This is a genomic window from Microcoleus sp. LAD1_D3, assembly GCF_036702135.1.
Classification (GTDB): domain Bacteria; phylum Cyanobacteriota; class Cyanobacteriia; order Cyanobacteriales; family Microcoleaceae; genus Microcoleus.
The window spans coordinates 1-21,149 of sequence record NZ_JAUBSB010000079.1; the positions used below are offsets into that span (position 1 = coordinate 1).

Here is a 21,149-nt window from a genome sequence, read left to right on the forward strand (position 1 = left end):
ACCCGATGTTTGGCCCGGAAATTTAGTGTCCCCACTGTCGCCAAACAATTCCGGCTCTAACGCTAACGGATACCTATTTGTGTCCGCGTCACGGGGCATTTGAGGCAGATCCAAAAACGGGGGAACTGGTTCACCTTCAGTCTGGGCGGCACTGGCGCCGCTGGGAGAATGAATGGTATCGCCAGCACACCCACCCGGACGGGATTCGGTTTGAAATTCACGAAGCGCTCGATCGACTTTATACTCAAGGCTACCGAGCAACTCGCGTGATCGTTGCTCAACGCTATCGGGACTTAATCAGCGCTTATTTGGAACGCAGCACGCCTTGGCGCGGCCAAGCGGAATCGCCCCGGCCGAGACTGTACGGTTTGCCTGTGGATTTTAGCCCCGAGCCCCAAGAAGACCCTTGCTGGGAAGTGATTAATTTTGATTTGGAAAAAGAGCCGGGAGTTCCGATTAGATATCCTTATTTTCGGTTGTTTGAATAAGTGAATAAGTGAAGGAAGAGGGAAGAACGAAGAGGGAAGAAGGAAGAAGGAAGAGGGAAGAAGGAAGAAGGAAGAAAAAACAAGGCTCTATTACTTTCGGGCAACAGATGCGATCGTTTTTAATTCCGACTTCCGAGTTTACCCTCTCAAATATAAAATCTAAAATCGCAATTCCTACTTCCCAGTCTAAAATCTAAAATCTAAAATCTAAAATATAAAATCGAATGCACCACGCCTCGATTCGCACTGCTAACATACACCGAGCGATCGCCTTTTACGAACAGTTGGGATTTACTGTGAGCGATCGCTTTACCACAGGTTACACCCTAGCCTGTTGGATGGAAGGTCTCAACGGACGCATTGAACTAATTCAAATCCCGGAACCAAAACCCGCACCGGATGCTTTCGGAGACGAGCATTATGTTGGATATTATCATTTATCTTTTGATTTAACTGAGGCGACAACTGACTTGCCTAGTTGGTTGGAGTCTATGAAAGAACGTTTTGAGGAAGCAGTTAAAGAGCAACCCAATCAGTTTCAACCTTTGAAAGTTTTATTAGAACCGACTCAACAGGCGATCGGGCAAAATATTTACGAAGTAGCTTTTATTGCCGATACAGACGGTTTGCCCTTAGAGTTTATCCGGCGGCTTAATTAGTTAATTACTAACGACTATGGATAATCATTGTCTCTCTCAATCGGAAACTGAGAAGAGTTATTACTCTTAATCCCTCATAACGTTCCCTACCAACTTAACAATATTTTTATAAAATCTACTAAATTTTTAACTCAAAATATAGTAGATTTTATTTGTGACCCAATAATCTGAATATCTATTCATACGAGTATGTGTTAGAATAAACCTAGGAAAAACCTTGCAAAAAGCCAAAGCGAGCGATTCCGGCTGCTGTAGTTGCAGTCACGACGACAATCCCACCCATGAAAATCATAACCACGACGACGACCACGGCCACGGCCACGGCTACGGAGATTTTAACCTGAATCAATTCTTGATTCCTGTGATATTGGTTGTTGTACTATTTGTTGGCGGTTCAATTTTTGAATAAAAACTGCACAACACGCCCTATTCTATAGGTGAATATCTGGTTTTCATCCCAGCCTATCTTTTAAGCGGATGGAATGTTTTAACCACTGCGGGTCGCAACATTCTGCGAGGCAGAGTGTTTGATGAAAATTTCTTAATGACTCTAGCAACACTCGGCGCTGTCACTATTCACAAACTCCCTGAAGCAGTCGGGGTGATGTTGTTTTGCAAAATCGGAGAACTTTTTCAAGAATTTGCCGTAGGGCGATTCAGCTATTCTGATATTGTCTGCGACCAGCTTTCATTTTTCCGGCTATCAAGAAGTAGCAGAAATTCAAGATGCTTAAAAACTGCTTTCTCCCTTGCTGGGTGTGGGTTATGCTAGTGCAATTTTTGCCTTTGCTTTAGTGACTTCGGGGCAGAACTCAACCTGGACTGCAACTCTATCAGGACAGATTGTGATGGAAGGGTTTCTAAATTTTCGACTGCAACCTTGGTTGCGGCGCTTGCTGAATCAACTGATTGCAATTGTGTCGGCTTTGATCGTAATTATCTTGTTTGGGGAAGGCAGTACAACTAATTTACTGGTTTTCAGTCAAGTGATTCTCACTTTGCAATTACCCTTTGCAGTAATTGCCTTGCTAATGTTTACCTCAAACCGCAACTTAATGGGAGAGTTTGTGAATCCATTTTGGCTGAAAACCTTAGCTTGGTTAGTGGCTAGTATTATAGTAGAATTAAAGAGTTGGCTGTTATGACCAACCATTTTTTAGTAATTGGCAAGTTGGGCAAATAATACCAAATTTGGCTTAAATATCCCTCTTATTCTTAGTCCGCGCAGGCGGATTTTGTTTGTATAGTAGCGGTTGAAACCGCTTTATGATTAAGCTTTGTGTATTATAATAATATACAGTTTATTATGGATTCGTCATGTTATAGTAAAATGGAGGGCAGTTTTATTCTCACAAAAATCGCGATTTTGTAGTGCCCCCGTGCCTACCCCCCCACAGACTATTTCACACTATTTCACAGGCGTTTCAGACATGGGGGCAACCACGGGGGGATTGCCCCTACCGAGAATGAAACCGCCCTGTAGTAAAATGTTGAATTAATTAAAACTAATCTCTTTATGTCTTTGAACTGGAACGTTACCTTAGTTGAAGTCCCTGATGATAGAAAAATTTCTATTTTGAAAGCTGTTCGTAGTTTAACAGGTTTAGGGCTGAAAGAATCAAAAGATTTGATAGAATCGGCACCCGTATCTATTGTAAAAACAAGTATAGAAGAGGAAGCAAAAAAGTTTGAACTCGAATTGGAAAGGGCAGGAGCTATAGTTAGTGTTGTAGAGATGGCTACCGAAGAAACGGCAGAAACCTTATCAGAAAATTTCAAAGCTGGCGAAAATCTAACTTTTTTAGAGGCTATGCAGCAAATCAAGGAGCGGGTATCACTTCTCCGAAAAGAAGAGACCACTGCACAAGAAGCCCTAGCAACAGCTAGTCAAACATTGTCAGAAGTTCAACAGCAATTTAAACAACTATCACCCGAACTTGAAAAGGTGGGGTTAGTTGCATTTAATGAGGGAAAATTGCCGGGATCAAACGAGCAAAAAATAGTAGGATTATTGAAAAATATTGCTGAAACTAAAATAAAACTGGCACAGGAGGAAGATGCACGATTAACACGTCACGAGGAGTCAAAAAAAGGATTGTGGAGCAAGATAAAAAGCTCTGTAGGAAATATCTTTGACATGAGAGAGACATACAGAGGACAGCTTACTGAGAATTATGTAAATCTAGCTAAGCTCATAATCACCTCTGATGAGGAAAGTGAGACATTAAATCAACTTTGTGAAAAAGATTTAATTAACAAAGTGAGAGAGCTATCTCAGATACAGTCTTCTGCTGAAAACGTCAGTCAAAAAGCTAATGCGGAAAAAATAAAAGTGAATTTGGAGATAGGTTTTATAACGCAAACAGCTCAAAGAAATCTCCATTTGTGCGCTAGCTTAAACGAATTAGAGACGAGCTTAGACGGTTTGGATCCTAAGCTTAGGGAAACTATCAAAAAGGATGCAGAAAAAGTTATAGCCAAGGACAAACAAGCCGTATTAGAGAAAGATTATCCCCATGCTAAAAATACCCTTGGTGGAGAGGTTGCCTTAATTGATGATTATGTAGTTATTAGCCACGGTGCTGTTTTCAAAGTCTTGAATTTTTTCGACCAAGATGCTAATTTGGTAAAAATTCCAGTGGAAAGTATAACAGTTATAAACTTTAAAGAGAGTGGCATTTTGGATGGTACTCTCGAATTTGTTTACCTTGGATACTTCCCAAAACCTAATGAAAAAAAGCATAATCAAGAAAATGTAATCACATTCAGAGGCAAAGAATGTAATGAAAAATTCAAAGTTTTTAAAGAAATTGTAGAAAAACGAATGAGAGAAGTAAAGCAAAAACCAGCTAGCTCAGCCTCTCCATCTGCTGCTGATGAATTAGCTAAATTTGCCAACCTACATAAGGAAGGCGTTATTAGTGACGAAGAATTTACGGCTCTAAAGCGTAAACTAATAGGGCTGTAAACCCAATATATTCAAACTACAAAAACAAAACCCGCATCGGCGGGTTTCATCTTCATGCTTATTGTTAACTACTGACGGTTTCAACTACTTCTTAGGAACAAGAACCTCATTAGCAGCAACGGGACGGGTCGAGGAAGCGGTAGTTTTCAAAAGTGCGATCGCCTGCGCGTAGCAAGGATCGTCCTTAGTTGCAACTAACGTCGGTTTGTTAGCTAATTTCAGCTTTTGTTCGTCGGTGATTTCCACCTTAACATCGGGAGTAACCCCCTTCTGGCTGATATCCGTACCGTTGGGAGTATAGTAGTGAGCGATCGTCACCGCCAATCCCGAACCATCAGCCAAAGAATGCACCGACTGCACCAAAGCTTTGCCAAAAGTTTGGCCGCCCATCACAGTTGCGCGCTTATTATCCTTCAGAGCACCGGCTAAAATCTCGCTGGCGCTGGCTGAGTTATCGTCCACTAGCACCACCAAAGGCTTATCAGTGATTGCAGTGCGGTTTGCGCGCATTTCCTGAGAATCGCCCGTGCGATCGACTGTGCGGACGATCGCCCCTGTATCCATCCACATCCGAGCGATATCAATACTCACTCGCAGCAACCCGCCGGGATTGCCCCGCAAATCCAAAACAAAAGCATCAGCTTTCTGATCCGAGAGCTTTTTAATCGCTGCCTGCATTTGTTCGCCCGCGTGGGAGCTAAACTCTTGCAAACGGATGTAACCCACATTCTGACCGCCTTCATTCTTGAGGCTGTAGCGAACCGCTGCTACCTCAATTCTCGCCCTAGTCAGAGTGATATCAAATTCGCTTTTGCCCTCACGAGCAATCCGCAGCGTGACTTTCGTGCCTTCGTCGCCCCGAATTATCTGAGCCGCATCCGAGACAGTCATGCCTTTGGTAGTTTTGCCGTCAATCACCAAAATCGTATCGCCCGCTTGAATCCCTGCCTTCAGGGCCGGGGAATTTTCCATCGGCTCGACTACGGTAATCGCTTTCGTTTTCTCGTCTTCTTCCAGCCTCATCCCCACCCCTGTCAGTTCCCCGGAGGTTTGATTCGTCAGCGCTTCGTACTGCTTCGGGTCCATGAAGCGGGTGTAGGGGTCGTTTAATTTCTCTAGGGCTTTGCGGAGGGCGGTGTAGGCAGCTTCGCGAGAGGTATAATTTTTGCTCAGCAGTTCTTGGCGGGTTACTTGCCAGTCAGTCTTGTTAAAGCTGCCATCAACATAGTCTCGGTTCACAATTTGCCAAGCTTCATCTAAGACAGCTTTGGGGCTATCTTGAAGCTCGGCGCGGACTGATTGGCTCAGGCCGGGAACGAGTAAAGATATCGAAGCGGTTGTTGCCATCGCCCCACTGAACAGGGCTGCCTGTAATTTAGAAAAGCGTCTGCGGGCTTGATTCATTGAATTTGGCTCAATTCGATTTTAGATTTTTGATTTGAGATTTTATATTGCTAAAAAATCTCACACTACTACTTAAACTATTGTGTGGAGGCTCCACCATCCCTTTGGACAGTTTAACGAGATTCATAGTCGATCGCCAACCAATTATTACTCTCTTTCAATAAACTTAATTTAAAACTTGGATTTATAAAGTGCCGTGGAAGCTAAAATCGAACAATTTTCGCGTAAGTGGTTGAGCCTGCTCGTTAATGGAGCTATCGGTCTAGCAGCGCTGGCGGGGGTCGTCGCCATGCAGTCTAGCCGGGAGTTGGGCGGAATGTCCCCAGTTGGCGTTCAGGGCCAAAAGCCGCTCTCTGCAATGTCTGCTGCCAGTTTCAAGCAAGCCGCACAGCAAGAAGCGCAGCAAGAAGCCCTGCGGCTAAAAATGCTCAAAACTATCCCTAGTTTTGGATTTGACAATTTAATTGCAGATTGGACATTTCTCAAATTTTTGCAGTATTTTGGCGACGACGAAGCCCGAAATGTGACGGGCTACAATCTGAGCCAAGATTATTTTGACATAGTTACGCAGCGCGACCCGCGGTGGGCTGACATCTACCTGTTTCTTTCCACAGCGATTTCTTTTTATCAGGGAAAGCCTGAAACTGCTGTTAGCTTTATAGAGCGTGGTACTAGGGCCCTTGCCGTTTCGCCGCAACTTCATTCCCAATCCTGGATAGTGTGGCGAACTAAAGGTCTTGATGAGTTGCTGCTGTTGGGGGATATTCCAGACTCAATTCGCTCCCACGAAATGGCCGCTGATTGGGTGGAAGGAAGCCCAGAAGGGTCGAAATTGGCGCCGGTGTTTCGAGCAACTGCTGAGTATTTGCGCCGAGATCCCGATAGCGTGCCGGTGCTGTTTAATGCTTGGAGCACAGTTTATGCTCAAACAACTGATAAGTTGGTGCGTCAAAGGGCCAAACAAGCTCTTGTCAAGTTGGGAGCTCAGGTGCAAAAAGATAAGGATGGAAACGAGAGTTTTATTTTGCCACCTCGAAAGTAAGCAGAAGGAAGAAGGAAGTTCGGCAACGGATTGTGTAACGGATGTAACGGATGTAACGGATGTAACGGATATCAGGAAGAAGGAAGAAGGAAGAAGGGAAATGCAGCCGCAGTAATAGTTTCAGCTATCAAGAATGTCCTAAATGTTAAGACGGTTGACTGTAATTCCCCAATCTAAAATCTAAAATCTAAAATCAGCTTGAGTTAGTTCGCGCCATTCACCGGGTTTGAGGCCTTCGAGACGCAAAGGCCCGATCGCACATCTGACCAGCCGCAGCGTCGGAAACCCTACTGCTGCGGTCATCCGGCGCACTTGGCGGTTGCGGCCTTCTGTCAGAGTCATTTCCAGCCAAGCTGTCGGCACATTTTTGCGAAATCTAATCGGCGGTTCCCGGGGCGGCAAAGCGGGTTCTTCTAACAATAATTGCACTTTTGCCGATCGAGTCCGATAATCTTGAATTGTGACACCTGTCTGCAAAGCGGAGATCGCACTTGCATCGGGAATTCGTTCAACTTGCACCCAGTAAGTGCGGGGATGAGCGAATTTCGGGTCACTGAGGCGGTGCTGCATTTGTCCATCATCGGTTAGCAGCAACAAACCTTCACTATCGCGATCGAGCCTTCCTACTGCATAAATGTTAGGAATAGGAATATAGTCTTTGAGAGTGCTGCGTTTAGTCTCGCTGGAGTTGTCAGTAAATTGAGTTAAAACATCGTAGGGTTTATAAAATAGAATGTAACGATAAGCCATGACAATTAAACAATAAAAATGTACCAACAGTGCAACCAGAAACGATATAACTCCAAAAAAAAACACCTTCTATCTCTCTTCTCTCCTCTGCGCCCTCTGCGCCCTCTGCGGTTCATAAAAAAATAAATCTTATTAACCAACGATTCAAACCTGCTATAAAATATTGAGCCTTTAAAACCCTCACAAATCTCAACTACCCAATTTTACCATGCCCGAAGCCACACACCGCGTTTGCATCGTCTTAGGAACTCGCCCGGAAGCGATTAAACTAGCCCCAGTAATTCAACTGTTCAAAAGTTCGCCAACCTTTGACACCCAAGTAATTTTAACCGGTCAGCACCGAGAAATGGTCGAACAAGTAATGCGAATGTTCGATCTAAAAGCCGATCGGGATTTAGCAATTATGCAGCACCAGCAAACCTTGACAGATATTACATCCCGGAGTTTGCAGGGTTTGGAAGCCTTGTTTAAAGAATTGCAGCCCCACATCGTCTTAGTTCAGGGCGATACAACGACAGCATTTGCCGCTGCTTTGGCTGCATTTTACCAAAAAATACCCGTAGGTCACGTAGAAGCCGGATTGCGGACAGACGACGTGTTCAATCCTTACCCCGAAGAGGCTAACCGACGGTTGATATCTCAGCTCACACGGCTGCATTTTGCCCCTACAGCACTGGCCCAAGACAATTTAGGGCGATCGGGGGTTTGGGGAGAAATTCACCGTACAGGCAACACAGTAATCGATGCTTTGCTTGCCGTAGCCAAACGCGAACCAGAATGCAACATTCCCCAATTAGATTGGAGCAAATATCGCACTATCTTAGCAACAGTTCACCGCCGCGAAAATTGGGGCGAACCCTTACAAGGAATTGCTCACGCATTTCTCCAAATCTTAGATAAATTTCCCGACACAGCTTTACTGCTACCCCTGCACCGAAATCCAACTGTTAGAGAACCTTTGCAAGCTCTTTTGGGCGACCATCCCAGAGTATTTTTAACTGAACCTTTAGATTACGCAGAATTAGTAGGAGCAATTCAAAGATGTCATTTAATTTTAACAGATTCCGGTGGCTTGCAAGAGGAAGCACCTAGTTTGGGCAAGCCAGTTTTAGTATTGCGAGAAACCACAGAAAGGCCAGAGGCGATTTCCGCAGGAACTGCTAAACTTGTAGGTACGAATTCTGATACAATTTTCACAGCAGCGGCAGAATTGCTGAGCAATTCAGATGCTTACAACGCAATGGCAATGGCAATTAATCCCTTTGGGGACGGTTTGGCAGCCTCACGGATTTTGAAAATTGTTAAAAAGTATTTTAGTTAGCTACCCGTCGCGAGTTGGGCGGTTGAAACCGCAACTACACAAACAAAGTCCGCCTGCGCGGACTCTAAAAGAAAGTGCGTAATTCCTGTTAAAAAAAACTCGGTTTATGCCTCCATTCCCGAATTACCAATCCCCACCGCCACCCCCACTACTGCTGTAGTCGCTACTGCTGCTACTGCTGTAGTCGCTACTGCTGCTATAATCGCTACTGCTGCTACTGCTGCTGTAATCGCCACTGCTGCTACTGCTACTGCTACTGCTGTAGTCGCTACTGCTACTGCTGCTGCTGTAATCGCCACCCGCACCGCCACCGCTGGAGTTGCCACCGCCAAAGCTACCTCCGCAGTCGCTACTGCTGTAATCGCCACCCGCACCGACAGCGCTGTAGTCGCTGCTACTGTTAATGCTGTAGTCGCTGCTACTGTTAATGCTGGAGTAGCCACCGCAATCATCGCTACTGCTACTGCTACTGTAATTGGGAGTGTTACTACTGTAATTGGGAGTGTTACTGCTGTAATTGGGAGTGTTACTGCTGTAATTGTGATTGTTACTACTGTAATTGCGCGGATAACGGCGGTGGCGGGAACGAGATTTCCGAGAAAATAAGCTGCGAAATATCTTAAAGATAATGAAACCAGGTATTAATGCGATGAATAACCCCAAAAGTAACCCATTGATTGAATTCGATGAATCTTCACCTGGTGATGTACTATTACTAATAACTGGCGATGGACTAGCTATTGGTGAGGGTTTCACCCCTTGAGATGGTACGATTGGAGCCAAAGGCAGCGTGGTTTGAGATTGAGCATTTACCATCGGAGTTTGTAAAACATTTACTAACGCCTTTGTCCCGGCTAATGTGCCCCCGTCAAAGTCCTGCTGTTTAAATCTGGGCGTAATTTCCGTTTTAATAATTCCCACTACCTGTGCATCCGGCAAAATGCTTTGAATGCCAGAACCTGTTTCAATTTGAACGCGGCGTTCCCCCGACGAAATCAACAATAAAACTCCGTTATTTTTACCTTTTTTGCCAATTCCCCAAAAGTTAAATAATTCTGTAGCAAATGCTTTTGGTGTCGCCGATGGCTGAGTATCAGGCACTGTCACAACAGCGATTTGCGAGCCGTTTTTTGCCTCTAAATCCGAAATCATTTGATTTACTTGAGTTGAGGTGCTGTTGCTGAGAATGTTTGCGCTGTCCGTTACCCAAGTATTATTTATTTGACGGGGATTCGGTACTTCTTGTACTGTTATAGCTTGGCTCGTTAGGGGAAATGCAATTGCCGAAAAGCACAGCAAACTGCTCCAAATTATTTGTTTGTTGTTAAAGTGTAACTGCATCGCTTCAGTCTCCTGAATAACTGCTAATCTGAAATTGACATATATCTGTCCGCCTAATTACAATTAAATAACCAGCTCAGTGTCATGTCAATTCATATTATTCAGAAGTGGGATTCATAAAAATCATAATTTTAGGTGCGCCATAAGCACTTTACATTTATAGCCCTGGACGCGCGGGTGGCGAGAAACCGGGTTTTTAACTAAAAAAATTGCTGAAAACCGTCAATCTCGGTTCAAAAACCCGGTTTCTTAGTGGGCGAGTGCGAACGAATTTAGATATTTTTAAGGAGAGGGAACTGGTGGCAGAAAATTGCGGCTGCCTTTATAACCAGATAAAATAGCCAGTTTTTCCAAAGAGTGCCGGCCTGTGTAATATTTACCCCGAATTTCCCAAGTGGGATAAGCTTTAATATTGGCAGCTTTGCACAAATCTGGTTGAGCATCTTTGCCTCTGGGATCGCACTCAATGTAAGTAATCGCCGTAAATGCTTCTTTGCCGAAAAGTTCTTGTTGCGTGTGACAGTTAGGACACCAGTAAGCACCGTAGAGTCTAGCTTTGATTGTCTGCAAATGGGTTGCTAAAGCTATTTGATCCCCCACGGATTCGCTGCGAATAGGTGGCGCTTCTTGTTCGGTAACAGGCTGTGTGAAAGGGGGAGGAGGAGGGAGGGTTTGTGCTAATTTTTGAGTGGATTTGTTGCTGGAACTGAACTGTGCAATTCTTCCGTCTGCTTTAGTAGTGACGAAAATCCCCAAAGTCAGAAAAATGCCGATCGCACAAAAGTTGAATTTGCTTACTCTCATCTTGGATTTCATCTTGGATTTGCTAGGATTTCGCGAGCTTGATTCATAGCCTCTACAGCATTGTTTAACACAAAGATGTTAAATTGTGCTAAACCTTTAAAAAAAACTTGACTTTCGGCGCTGTCATTTAACAAGATAACTTGTTTGTTAGCTTTCAGAGCGAGTGCTATTTCCGAAGCTGTGCCCGTCCCCATACCGCAGGCAATTATTACATCTGAAGAAAGAACGTTAATGTTATTTCTGGCGTTTCCCATATCGGTGACAATAGCAATATCTACAGCTTCAGAAATGCCGCGAGTGTCATTTCCCGGAAGGATGCCGACTGTTAAACCGTTAGCTGATTTGGCTCCTTTGTTGGCGGCATCCATGACGCCGACATTTCTACCGCCAGTTAGCAATATCCATCCTGCTTCGGCGATGAGTTGTCCGAGTTGATAGGCATTTTCTAAGTCTGTTGATGTGGCACTTTCGCCCGGGCCCATGAGGCCAATGATGATTCTTTTCATATCATAGTTTAGGGTTGAATATATTGCATTCTTGAAATATCGAGAACCCTTCGGAATCTGGGTGAGAAATGGCTCTCGATTTTTATTAGCCAGATGCCGCCGCCTCACTTGTCACAATCGGTTTTTATTTATTTTTATCCACCAATATTGGGTATAATTGAGTAGAATTTTGGGTAACAAAAAAATATAATATCAGTTTTTAGAAGCCTGCGCCTCATTAATTTATGTAAAGGTTTTAATTTAATTGGATTGATAAATAAGTATATTTAACTAAATATATTTATTTATAATACTCCTGAAAAAGGGGGAAGAAGCGATCGCTCGTCCCCCTTTTTTCGGGGATGTGCAGCCGTTGGAGACTTCGATACAAAGCAGAGAGACAAAGGCTTTGAGGCTTAAATCTATGTGAAGCTATTCTGTCAAAATTCAATCATTGGATTTTCATACCCGTTTCCTGCAGCAAAAGTCCTACAAAAAACTAAAAAATCTCCCCAACAATCATCCCCGCCAAGATCACAAACCCCACCCAAACATTTTGGCGAAAGATTTGACCGTAAACAAGCTTGGGAATATCCGCATTCCGCAGTTGACTATATTGCAAAAACCACAAAATAGCCGCCGCACTAATTGCCATCCAAAAACCAATGTGCAAGTGCAGATTAATTCCCATTGCTGCTAACAAACCGACAGTACCAACAAAGAAAAAACCCACAGCATTAGCAGCATTATCCCCGAAAAATATCGCGCTGGAATTCACCCCCAAACGCAAATCGTCTTCTCGATCGCTCATCGCATAAACTGTATCAAATCCCATCGTCCACAACACGACTGCACCCCACAGCAGCCAAGTCGCTAATTCTAATTCATTAACGGCGGCGCTCCAACTAATTAAAACAGCAAAACCCCAGGCAATTGATAACACTAATTGCGGCACGGGAAAGAATCTTTTGGCCAGCGGATAGCAGATAATTACTGGTACGGCGGCGACACACAGCCAGAAGCTTAAAGGATTGAGATAAAAAGCGAGAATCGCCGCGCAAGCAAAGGAAATTAATGCAACTCCTATTCCAGTTTGCACGGTGAGGGCGCGGGATGCTAGCGGGCGCGATCGCGTTCTTTCTACTTCGGGATCGATATCGCGATCCCACAAGTCGTTGATCACGCATCCAGCCGCACTCGTGGCTAAGGTTCCCAACACAATCACGCCCACCAATGCTGCGGGCGGCCTCCCGTCTGCTGCTAAAAAGACTGCCCAGAGGGCTGGAATCATTAAAATGAGCCTTCCTGCTGGTTTGTCCCACCTCAAAAGCCTCACGACGGTTAGCAATGTGGATTCGGTTGGGCGATCGGGCTCTTTAAGCATTTCAATTCTAGATTTGATATTTTTAACTCTAGATTTTATCAAATTTTAGGCACAATCACTTATTATCTCTGCTACTATCTCTGCTGGCGATCGCACTTCTGCCGGAATTTAAAACAGGTGAAAGTCTTGACCCGTCAGCAGTTCCAAATTTTTGCTAATTTAATAGAATGCCTCACTGGATTCGTGAAATAATTATAAATATCTGTCAACCCCGATACACTCCAATGGTTAATTCACTTGCTTCTGCGGAGTCAAATCGCATTATTGCTGCTATTGATATGGGTACTAACTCGTTTCACATGGTGGTGGCGCGGATCGATCCGAAATTGCCCGCGTTTACGATTATTGCTAGAGAAAAAGATACGGTTCGGTTGGGCGATTGCGAAGCTAAGACAGGGTGCTTGAAGTCAGAGGTTATGGAAAGAGCGATCGCCACTCTGCGCCGTTTTCAAGATATTGCTAAAACTTTCAATGCTGAACAAATTATCGCTGTGGCGACGAGTGCTGTTAGAGAAGCTCCTAACGGGCGGGATTTTCTCAAACAAGTTTCTGAAGAATTAGACCTGAATGTTAGTTTAATCTCTGGTCAGGAAGAAGCGCGGAGGATTTATCTCGGCGTACTTTCAGGTATGGAGTTTAACAATCAGTCTCAGGTAATTATTGATATTGGGGGCGGTTCTACTGAGTTGATTTTAGGAGACAGTTCAGAACCTCGCTGTCTCACCAGTACAAAAATTGGTGCTGTTCGCTTAACAGGACAATTTGTCAAAACTGACCCGATTAGCAAGGAGGAGTTTGCTTATTTGCAAGCTTATATTCGGATTTCGCTGGAAAGACCGATCGACGAATTGCGCTCTCAATTCAATGCGGGCGAACCTCTGCGTTTGATCGGCACTGCTGGAACCATCGAAACTCTGGCTGCAATTAACGCTCGCGAAAAGTTGGGAACAGTGCCGAGTCCCCTAGCCGGATATCAGTTAAGTTTAAAAGATTTGCGCGATTTAGTCAATCGCTTTCGCAAACTTTCTTATGCCGAAAGGTTGGCAATTCCGGGAATGTCAGACAAGCGGGCGGAAATTATTCTGGCCGGCGCTTTGATTTTGCAGGAAGCAATGACACTATTAGGAATGGAATCGCTGACTGTTTGCGATCGCTCTCTAAGAGAAGGCGTAATTGTTGACTGGATGCTGAGCCACGGTTTGATCGAAAACCGCTTGCGCTATCAAGGTTCCATCCGCCAGCGCAGCATTCTGCACATGGCTGAGAAATATCAAGTCAATTTAGAACAAAGCGAAAGAACCGCAGCATTTGCGCTCAATTTCTTCGACCAAACTCAAGGAATTCTGCACAATTGGGGCACCGAAGAACGGGAGTTGTTGTGGGCGGCCGCGATTCTACACAACTGCGGTTTGTACGTCAGTCATTCGGCGCACCACAAGCATTCTTACTATTTAATTCGCAATGGTGAGTTATTGGGATACACTGAAACAGAGATTGAAGTCATTGCCAATTTAGCTCGCTATCACCGAAAAAATCCTCCCAAAAAGAAGCACGAAAATTTTTTGATTATTCCAAAAAAATACCGTGAAGTAGTTAGTAAATTGCATCCTTTTCTGCGATTGGCTGTGGCTTTGGACAGGCGGCAGATTGGCGCAATTTCTGATTTTAAATGCGAATACCGCCCGGAAGTTCGAGAGTTTCATTTGCGGTTGCAGCCGCTCAATCCCGAAGACGATTGCGCTCTGGAACTGTGGAGTTTGGATTATAAAAAGCCGTCTTTTGAAGATGAGTACAATCTCAAATTAGTGGCAACTTTGTCGCCGACTCTCGTTCCGGTTTAAATACAAGGCAGATCCGGGAAAGGAGAAACTTTATGGTGCGTACTTCGCACCATTTGTTTCAACTTAACCCCAAGTGTAGTACCAATATTGTGTTTGATTCCATACTCCTCCCGATCGCCCTAGCCTGCTTTCTGAAGGCAGGGTAGATTAATTTTAGAGAGGATAAATCAATGCGATATGACTATTTGCTGACGCTATACGAAAGATTTAAGTAGTGTCTCATATCATATCCGGTCGAGCGATCGCGATTTTTGTAGGGGTTCCCCTCACCAACAATACCTGCCAATAATTGACAATCTCAAAAACCCGCCCCGACCGGGATATTATAGTTAATAGATCGGACATGATATTAGCGATCATTGTGATACAACCGGATTCCATATTATCTACAAACTAGGTAGCCCGATTACTGTAAAATCCTGTTGAGTGATGAGATTAGCTGGTACGCCGTTGAGGCTAGCTAAGATTTGATCGGTGTTGGCAATTTTGATAAAAGTTGTAGTGTTTTCTTCAACTATGCTGAGTCGATCGACCGTTAACCCTCCCGTTAAAATTAATAAATCTTCACCTTGCGTAAAATCAGCGATTACAGCGTGGCCTTCTCCTGCAGTCAAGAAAAAGTAATCGCGCCCGCTTCCCCCTTGCAGCGTATCGTTTCCTAAATCTCCCATCAACCAGTCGTCGCCAATTCCCCCAATCAAAGTATCATCAGCCTTACCGCCGTAGAGAGTATCGCTACCGTCACCGCCGCACAATTGATCGGCATCTTGATTACCAAAAATTAAATCATTGCCGCTACCGCCACACAAATAATCTTTTTGACTGCTAGAATTCGTCGCGATATTGTCAATATCTCCGAAAATCGTATCCTCGCCGTCGCCACCGCAGATGCTATCATTTCCCAAATCTCCAAACAGCAAATCATTGCCAGAATCACCGCAAATTATATCGTTATTTTTGCCGCCATGTAAGGTATCATTGTCCTCGCCCCCAGCAAGAGTATCTTCGCTTTCTTGTCCGTATAAAACGTCGTTGCCGTTATTGCCAAAAAGCAAATCTTTTCCTGTCAAGTCACCGTCAGACGCATCAGAAGTGCCGCCAAATAAACTGTCATTACCTTCATCGCCAAGCAGGGTATCGTTGCCTTTGTCGCCCCAAACTATGTCATTATCTTTGCCTGCGATCGCCACATCATGATCTTTACCCGCATAAATAATGTCATTCCCAGCGTGGCCGACGAGATAGTCGTTATTTTCGTGGCCAAATATGGTGTCGCTGTCTGCATCCGCGCCAACAGCAACTGGGCTAGCCAGGCCGCCGTAAATATTGTCGTTGCCGAGAAAGCCATTTAGCCAGTCGCTGCCGTTGAAACCGTTGATGATGTCATTAATATCACTGCCGGTTAGAGTATCTTTACCGTCAGTACCGTTGAGGATATTTTCAGGGATATTCGGGCCGGGAATGGAAGTGCGATCGGGTAAAGTGATTCGATCGCACATACAGTCTTCCGAAGCAGCAGGAATTAGCCCAGGTTCGGGGGTTTCGGTTGTTGGAGATGTGGTTGGGGCGATCGAATTCTGATTTGCGATCGGCGTTTCCGCAGGCGTCGGAATTGGAGTTTCCGCAGATGTCGGAATTGGCGTTGGAATTGGTGTCGGAGTTTCCCCTGGAATTAGCGTCGGTGTCGGAATTGGAGTTTCCGCAGGAATTGGCGTCGGAATTGGAGTTTCCGCAGGCGTCGGAATTGGTGTCGCAGTCGGAATTGGCGTTGGAATTGGTGTCGGATTTTCCCCTGGAATTAGCGTCGGTGTCGGAATTGGAGTTTCCGCAGGAATTGGCGTCGGAATTGGCGTCGGAGTTGGAATTTCCGCAGGCGTCGGAGTTTCCGCAGGTGTCGGAATTGGTGTTGGAATTGGAGTTTCCGCAGGCGTCGGAGTCGGAATTGGCGTCGGTGTCGGAATTGGAATTTCCGCAGGCGTCGGAGTTGGTGTCGGAGTTGGAGTTTCCGCAGGTGTCGGAGTTTCCGCAGGTGTCGGAGTCGGAGTCGGAGTTTCCGTGGGAATTGGAGTTTCCGCAGGTGTCGGCGTCGGAGTCGGAGTTTCCGTGGGAATTGGAGTTTCCGCAGGTGTCGGCGTCGGAGTTGGAGTTGGAGTTTCCGCAGGTGTCGGAGTCGGAGTCGGAATTGGCGTCGGAGTTGGAGTTGGAGTTTCCGCAGGTGTCGGAGTCGGAGTCGGAATTGGCGTCGGTGTGGGAATTGGAGTTTCCGCAGGTGTCGGCGTCGGAGTTGGAGTTGTATCTACAATAGTCAAAATAGCACTAGAAATTGCTCCTAAATCTGCTCCGTTAGTGGGATTGTTCAGAGTTAAATTAACAGTTTCATCCTCTTCTATCTCTGAATCATCAACAATTGGAATTGTGAAAGTTTGAGCAGTTTCGCCAATGCCAAAGTTTAAAGTTCCCGATGTCTGGTTATAGTCACTTCCAGCATTAGCAGTGCCATTACTTGTAGTGTAACTGACAGCAGCAGCCACATTAGTAGCATCAGTGCGAGTAACGGTAACTGTGGCAAATTGACCGTTTTCATTAACGCTGTAATTGGCGTTACTGAATTTAAATGTGCCTGGATTTGTGAGGTTGATAATGAAGGATTGGTCGTCAGAAGTATCGATACCTTCGTTATCTATACCGCCATTATCTCTCAGGTTTAGAGTGATATTAGCACTGCCGATCGCCCCCGGCACCGGCGTAAAGGTTAGCGTCCCCACCGAGTCGATCGCCGGTGGTACACTAAACAAAGCAGCATTGTCATTCCCTACCACTTGAAAAGCCACAGTTTGTCCTGATTCGTTGGCAGGGCCTGGGGAAATGGCTGTAGCCCATGCGGGGATGGTTTGTGGCCCCGAATTGCTGCTGAGAGTGCGATCGACTCCTTTGACAAACGAAGGTGCATCGTTGACTGGATTAACTGCGATCGAACTTGTTAAACTATTAGTGCTAAACGGCGTTGTTCCCCCGGTAACAGAAGCATTGACGCCCGCAGTACCGTTACCCACTCCGTTACTTCCATCCCACGCCCGAAAAGTAATTGTTGGTTCGCTTCCAGGCGTACTGTAATAGTCTTGGTTGGGTACAAAGCGGACTCTCGCAGGCGTTTGCAGGGAAACCCGCGTCAGGTTGATGTTAGCTTGGGCCGAGGTAGTGCCATCACCGAGGAATAGAAAATTAGGAGTTTCGTAACGATCTATCTGGTCGCTAAATTCTGAATAATCGCGCAGCGGGCCGCTTAGTATGATATCGCTGCCATCGGAAAGAAAGTAATTGTCACCTTGAACTCTGAGATTGTAGTTAGTAGCAATATTGGTGTTATAAGAAATATTTTCAGCGGCAACAAATAAGCTATTAGTTTGTCCGTTTGGGTTGGGAGTAATGCCGTCTCCTTGTGCAAAAATATTTCCCGAGTTTTCAGATAGCTGCTGAAAACCGATTTCAATGGCTTTGCGATCGCTAGTAACGGCAACAATGCTAAAACCAGCTTGATTTTGATTAGTGCGGGATTCCGAGATAATTTGGAGATTAAAAGACAAGCTAAAGCCGGTAGTGCGATCGAGCGGAGGAAATGACGGATTTAAAGGATTATTTGTATAGCCAGCATAAATGCTATTGGCAGCAGTGCTGTTTAAATTAACTCCATTACCGCTAAATATTTCTGAAGCTGTAGCGGTAGGAGAAGCAAGATTTAAGTTCGTCAAAGACAGCCAATTTTGAGCAGTGGGAGTATTACCAAGTAAGCCGTTATAAAGAAGAGTCGGGCCGAGTACGGTTGCTGAACTTTCCGACACTGTGCCGAAATTTGTCCAAGTATTGCCATCAGTTGAAAATTGCCAGTTACCGTTAGTATTGTCTGCAGCGGTTACTGCGACACCCAAAGGATCGCCATTAGCATCACTTCCTAACTCGCTAGTGAGGTTAAAAATACTAAAGCCTGTGTTAGCGGCGCTGGGTATATCTTCATTAATTGGGAGCAGAGTATTAAAATTAGAATTTGCCAAAGTCGGAGCGATGTTAACCTGCGGATTGCGGAGACTGTTAATATAAATAGTGTTAATTCCGCCGTTTGGCAAACCCAAGGAACCTGGACTATCTACAGCATAATTAGCAGTTCTGTTGATGCCGCCAAGAGCGCTCAAAAACTCGACATTACCCCCGTTGGGTGGTGCTGGAATTTGCACCTTAGCTGCACTCCCAAAGGCTCCGTGAGTTCCCGATGTCCTCCAGGCGATCGAATCTACTGTATTGGTATTTGTAGTGCTAGCATTATCAACATAAACAACATCTGACTCTGCGAAATCCCCATGCAAATTTCCGGCTGGGAGCAGCTTTGTCAAAAATCCACCTTGGGGACTCAATCGAATGTTCCAATCGTTGTTTGTTCCCGACGGTATGGGGTTGTAGACAATCTCTTGATCAACAGGCGAACCGCCGATCGCAATTATTGTTCCTGCTTTAAACACAGGAGCAATATTGACCATATTAGTAAATCTGTACGCAGAATATTTAGCTGCTGTTGGAAGAGTTGAGTCGCCTACAAAATAACTCTGAAGCTGAGTTGCTGTTAAATCTTCAGTCAGCAGTAACTCTACATACTCGTTGCCTGTAATGTTTCCAGTAGCGCGCCGGAATTCGTTAATAATTATCTGTCCCATCTAGATGCACCTAAATTTGAGATGATTATGTATTAGCTGTCAACTACTGTTACTCTTTTACAAACAATATAAATTTAGTTTGCGTAATTATACTGTCAGTAGTGTTTCCGTATTATTGGCTAATTAATGTCAAATTTCGTACTAAAATAATATCTTGACTACTTAGCACTGTCAAGCAAAAGCTTCTATTATTGTCGATCGCACTCCCGGACGCAAAAAGTGATTTGATACACTACTCATATCAATTCCCGTTGCAGTCATACATGATAAGCGAGGACACGGCAATGCCGTGTCCCTACCGAAAATAATATTGTAGGGACTTAGGCACTCGCCGTGTCCTAATGTTGGCTAATAATTGCGATGCTACCGGAAACGATATCATAGCGGCAAGCTACGCGCTGTGTACCCAACATAATTAACTAAGGTGCGGAGTACGCACCTTAGTTAATTAATTGGTGCTTACCCGAAGATGGTAAAATCATTCAGACCGATCGCACTAGCTTGCACTCCATTCAAAGCAACCAACAGTTGACCGTTCTCACCAATCCTGATGAAAGCTGCATTAGCATTTTGGGTAATACTAAGTTGAGCAAAAGTTAGACCGCCCGCTAATACCAGCAAATCTTCACCTTTTGTGAAATCAGTAATTAGATCGCTGCCTTCACCTGCTGTTAAAACAAAGCGATCGCGCCCCATGCCGCCGCTGAGAATATCATTGCCCAAACCCCCTATCAGATAATCGTCGCCTTTACCGCCATAGAGAGTATCGTTGCCCTCCTCACCGCATAGCTTGTCACTACCGCCGTTGCCAAAAATCAAATCATTGCCAGCACCACCGCCCAGGGAATCAGGCTCGGCGTTAAAGTCGATCGCACTGTCTCCTAAAATAGTATCGTCCCCGTCGCCGCCGCAAATGCTATCACTGCCGCGATCGCCCAACAGCAGATCGTTGCCAGTACCCCCCACCACAACATCATTGCCCTTGCCCCCGTAAACCGTATCATTGCCCTCGCCGCCCCTTAGAGTATCCGCAGCATCTCCCCCGTTCAAGAAGTCGTTGCCAGCACCGCCAAACAGCAAATCGCGTCCATTCGAGTCAGGGTTAAACGGGTCAAAATTGCCTCCAAACAAGCAGTCGTTACCCTGAGCCCCAACCAGAGTGTCATTGCCTTTGTCACCCCAAATCAAGTCATCGTCTTTGCCGCCGATCGCCACATCATCGCCCTTACCCGCGAAAATGAGATCGTTGCCGGCATTGCCGTTGAGGTAGTCATTGCCATTGCCGCCAAACAGCAAGTCTTGGTCTGTATCCGGGCCAAGGGGGATATTGCTGGGCAGTCCCCCGTAAATATTGTCGTTGCCTTTTTCGCCCAGCAGAATGTCGTTGCCGTTGAAACCGTTGATAGCGTCGTTGAGATTGCTGCCGATGAGGAAATCGTCGCCGTCAGTGCCGTTGAAAGTGCGATCGACAGAATTCGGGCCTGGAATCGAACTGATCGCGGGTAGGGTAATCTGTTCGCAAATGCAATCGCGATCGTCTGGAGTTCCCGTCGGAGTCGGAGTCGGAGTTTCCGTTGGCGTTGGAGTTTCCGGGGGAGTCGGAGTCGGAGTTCCCGTGGGAGTCGGAGTTTCCGTTGGCGTTGGAGTTTCCGGGGGAGTCGGAGTCGGAGTTCCCGTGGGAGTCGGAGTCGGAGTTTCCGTTGGCGTTGGAGTTCCCGTGGGAGTTGGAGTCGGAGTTCCCGTGGGAGTCGGAGTCGGAGTTTCCGTTGGCGTTGGAGTTCCCGTGGGAGTCGGAGTCGGAGTTTCCGTTGGCGTTGGAGTTCCCGTGGGAGTTGGAGTCGGAGTTCCCGTGGGAGTCGGAGTCGGAGTTTCCGTTGGCGTTGGAGTTCCCGTGGGAGTCGGAGTCGGAGTTTCCGTTGGCGTTGGAGTTCCCGTGGGAGTTGGAGTCGGAGTTCCCGT

The 21,149-nt window shown here is 45.6% G+C and carries 15 protein-coding genes and 2 pseudogenes; 9 read left to right on the forward strand and 8 right to left on the reverse strand.

The genetic code is table 11. The annotated features are described in order from the left end of the window. The 5 genes and pseudogenes from QUA74_RS26660 to QUA74_RS26680 form a co-directional block, all read left to right on the forward strand. A pseudogene (locus QUA74_RS26660) lies at positions 1-488 on the forward strand (TIGR02652 family protein); the annotation flags it as partial. A 224-nt stretch (positions 489-712) separates the two neighbouring features. Continuing rightward, complete coding sequence (locus QUA74_RS26665; RefSeq protein ID WP_333335001.1) at positions 713-1,147, forward strand: VOC family protein; 435 nt, start codon at positions 713-715, stop codon at positions 1,145-1,147. 217 nt (positions 1,148-1,364) lie between these two features. Continuing rightward, positions 1,365-1,802 (forward strand): annotated as a pseudogene (locus QUA74_RS26670) (heavy metal translocating P-type ATPase); the annotation flags it as partial. Between the two features lie 94 nt (positions 1,803-1,896). After that, on the forward strand, positions 1,897-2,292 hold the full coding sequence (locus QUA74_RS26675) for a divalent metal cation transporter (protein WP_333335003.1): 396 nt from the start codon (positions 1,897-1,899) through the stop codon (positions 2,290-2,292). A gap of 371 nt (positions 2,293-2,663) precedes the next feature. Then, a complete protein-coding gene (locus QUA74_RS26680) occupies positions 2,664-4,115 on the forward strand; it encodes a ribosomal protein L7/L12 (RefSeq protein WP_333335006.1) in 1,452 nt (483 codons plus the stop codon). 84 nt (positions 4,116-4,199) lie between these two features. Here the strand turns inward: QUA74_RS26680 and ctpB are convergent, their stop codons facing one another. Next, a complete protein-coding gene (gene ctpB / locus QUA74_RS26685) occupies positions 4,200-5,519 on the reverse strand; it encodes a carboxyl-terminal processing protease CtpB (RefSeq protein WP_333335009.1) in 1,320 nt (439 codons plus the stop codon). A gap of 196 nt (positions 5,520-5,715) precedes the next feature. Between ctpB and QUA74_RS26690 the strand changes: the two genes are divergently transcribed. Beyond that, positions 5,716-6,561, forward strand: coding sequence for a hypothetical protein (locus tag QUA74_RS26690; protein ID WP_333335012.1), 846 nt, complete (start codon positions 5,716-5,718; stop codon positions 6,559-6,561). Further along, positions 6,524-6,676 carry a hypothetical protein gene (locus QUA74_RS26695; protein WP_333335015.1) on the forward strand — a complete coding sequence of 51 codons (153 nt, stop codon included), beginning with the start codon at positions 6,524-6,526 and terminating at the stop codon, positions 6,674-6,676. Before QUA74_RS26690 ends, QUA74_RS26695 begins: the two co-directional genes overlap by 38 nt. 65 nt (positions 6,677-6,741) lie before the next feature. Here QUA74_RS26695 and QUA74_RS26700 read toward each other — a convergent pair whose 3' ends face one another. Next, positions 6,742-7,311 (reverse strand): rRNA large subunit pseudouridine synthase E, encoded by a 570-nt coding sequence (locus QUA74_RS26700; RefSeq protein ID WP_333335019.1) that lies wholly within the window; start codon positions 7,309-7,311, stop codon positions 6,742-6,744. Between the two features lie 208 nt (positions 7,312-7,519). Between QUA74_RS26700 and wecB the strand changes: the two genes are divergently transcribed. Continuing rightward, entirely contained in the window at positions 7,520-8,632 is a 1,113-nt protein-coding gene (wecB, locus tag QUA74_RS26705) for a non-hydrolyzing UDP-N-acetylglucosamine 2-epimerase (protein WP_333335021.1), read from the forward strand. A gap of 123 nt (positions 8,633-8,755) precedes the next feature. On the opposite strand, the gene QUA74_RS26710 is transcribed toward wecB, so the two are convergent. From QUA74_RS26710 to QUA74_RS26725, 4 genes are all read right to left on the reverse strand, one after another. Continuing rightward, positions 8,756-9,973 carry a TPM domain-containing protein gene (locus QUA74_RS26710; RefSeq protein ID WP_333335024.1) on the reverse strand — a complete coding sequence of 406 codons (1,218 nt, stop codon included), beginning with the start codon at positions 9,971-9,973 and terminating at the stop codon, positions 8,756-8,758. A gap of 282 nt (positions 9,974-10,255) precedes the next feature. Continuing rightward, positions 10,256-10,777, reverse strand: a complete 522-nt coding sequence (locus QUA74_RS26715; RefSeq protein WP_333335027.1) for a hypothetical protein — start codon at positions 10,775-10,777, stop codon at positions 10,256-10,258. Between the two features lie 8 nt (positions 10,778-10,785). Next, the gene (locus tag QUA74_RS26720; protein ID WP_333335030.1) at positions 10,786-11,283 is read right to left on the reverse strand and encodes a TIGR00725 family protein; all 498 of its coding nucleotides are present in this window, start codon (positions 11,281-11,283) and stop codon (positions 10,786-10,788) included. A 478-nt stretch (positions 11,284-11,761) separates the two neighbouring features. After that, positions 11,762-12,646 carry a 4-hydroxybenzoate solanesyltransferase gene (locus QUA74_RS26725; RefSeq protein ID WP_333335033.1) on the reverse strand — a complete coding sequence of 295 codons (885 nt, stop codon included), beginning with the start codon at positions 12,644-12,646 and terminating at the stop codon, positions 11,762-11,764. A 224-nt stretch (positions 12,647-12,870) separates the two neighbouring features. Between QUA74_RS26725 and QUA74_RS26730 the strand changes: the two genes are divergently transcribed. Next, a complete protein-coding gene (locus tag QUA74_RS26730) occupies positions 12,871-14,487 on the forward strand; it encodes a Ppx/GppA phosphatase family protein (protein WP_333335036.1) in 1,617 nt (538 codons plus the stop codon). Positions 14,488-14,873: 386 nt separating this feature from the next. Here QUA74_RS26730 and QUA74_RS26735 read toward each other — a convergent pair whose 3' ends face one another. After that, positions 14,874-19,190: a choice-of-anchor Y domain-containing protein gene (locus tag QUA74_RS26735; RefSeq protein WP_333335041.1), complete on the reverse strand. Its 4,317-nt coding sequence runs from the start codon at positions 19,188-19,190 to the stop codon at positions 14,874-14,876. Positions 19,191-19,649: 459 nt separating this feature from the next. Further along, the coding region (locus QUA74_RS26740; RefSeq protein ID WP_333335043.1) for a calcium-binding protein at positions 19,650-21,149 on the reverse strand (1,500 nt) is incomplete at its 5' end.

Excerpts from the sequence above, each read along its gene's own strand:
- QUA74_RS26665 (WP_333335001.1), top strand. The coding sequence starts at position 713 with ATGCACCACGCCTCGATTCGCACTGCTAACATACACCGAGCGATCGCC.
- QUA74_RS26680 (WP_333335006.1), top strand. The coding sequence starts at position 2,664 with ATGTCTTTGAACTGGAACGTTACCTTAGTTGAAGTCCCTGATGATAGA.
- ctpB (WP_333335009.1), bottom strand. The coding sequence starts at position 5,519 with ATGAATCAAGCCCGCAGACGCTTTTCTAAATTACAGGCAGCCCTGTTC.
- QUA74_RS26695 (WP_333335015.1), top strand. The coding sequence starts at position 6,524 with ATGGAAACGAGAGTTTTATTTTGCCACCTCGAAAGTAAGCAGAAGGAA.
- QUA74_RS26700 (WP_333335019.1), bottom strand. The coding sequence starts at position 7,311 with ATGGCTTATCGTTACATTCTATTTTATAAACCCTACGATGTTTTAACT.
- wecB (WP_333335021.1), top strand. The coding sequence starts at position 7,520 with ATGCCCGAAGCCACACACCGCGTTTGCATCGTCTTAGGAACTCGCCCG.
- QUA74_RS26710 (WP_333335024.1), bottom strand. The coding sequence starts at position 9,973 with ATGCAGTTACACTTTAACAACAAACAAATAATTTGGAGCAGTTTGCTG.
- QUA74_RS26715 (WP_333335027.1), bottom strand. The coding sequence starts at position 10,777 with ATGAGAGTAAGCAAATTCAACTTTTGTGCGATCGGCATTTTTCTGACT.
- QUA74_RS26720 (WP_333335030.1), bottom strand. The coding sequence starts at position 11,283 with ATGAAAAGAATCATCATTGGCCTCATGGGCCCGGGCGAAAGTGCCACA.
- QUA74_RS26725 (WP_333335033.1), bottom strand. The coding sequence starts at position 12,646 with ATGCTTAAAGAGCCCGATCGCCCAACCGAATCCACATTGCTAACCGTC.
- QUA74_RS26730 (WP_333335036.1), top strand. The coding sequence starts at position 12,871 with ATGGTTAATTCACTTGCTTCTGCGGAGTCAAATCGCATTATTGCTGCT.
- QUA74_RS26735 (WP_333335041.1), bottom strand. The coding sequence starts at position 19,190 with ATGGGACAGATAATTATTAACGAATTCCGGCGCGCTACTGGAAACATT.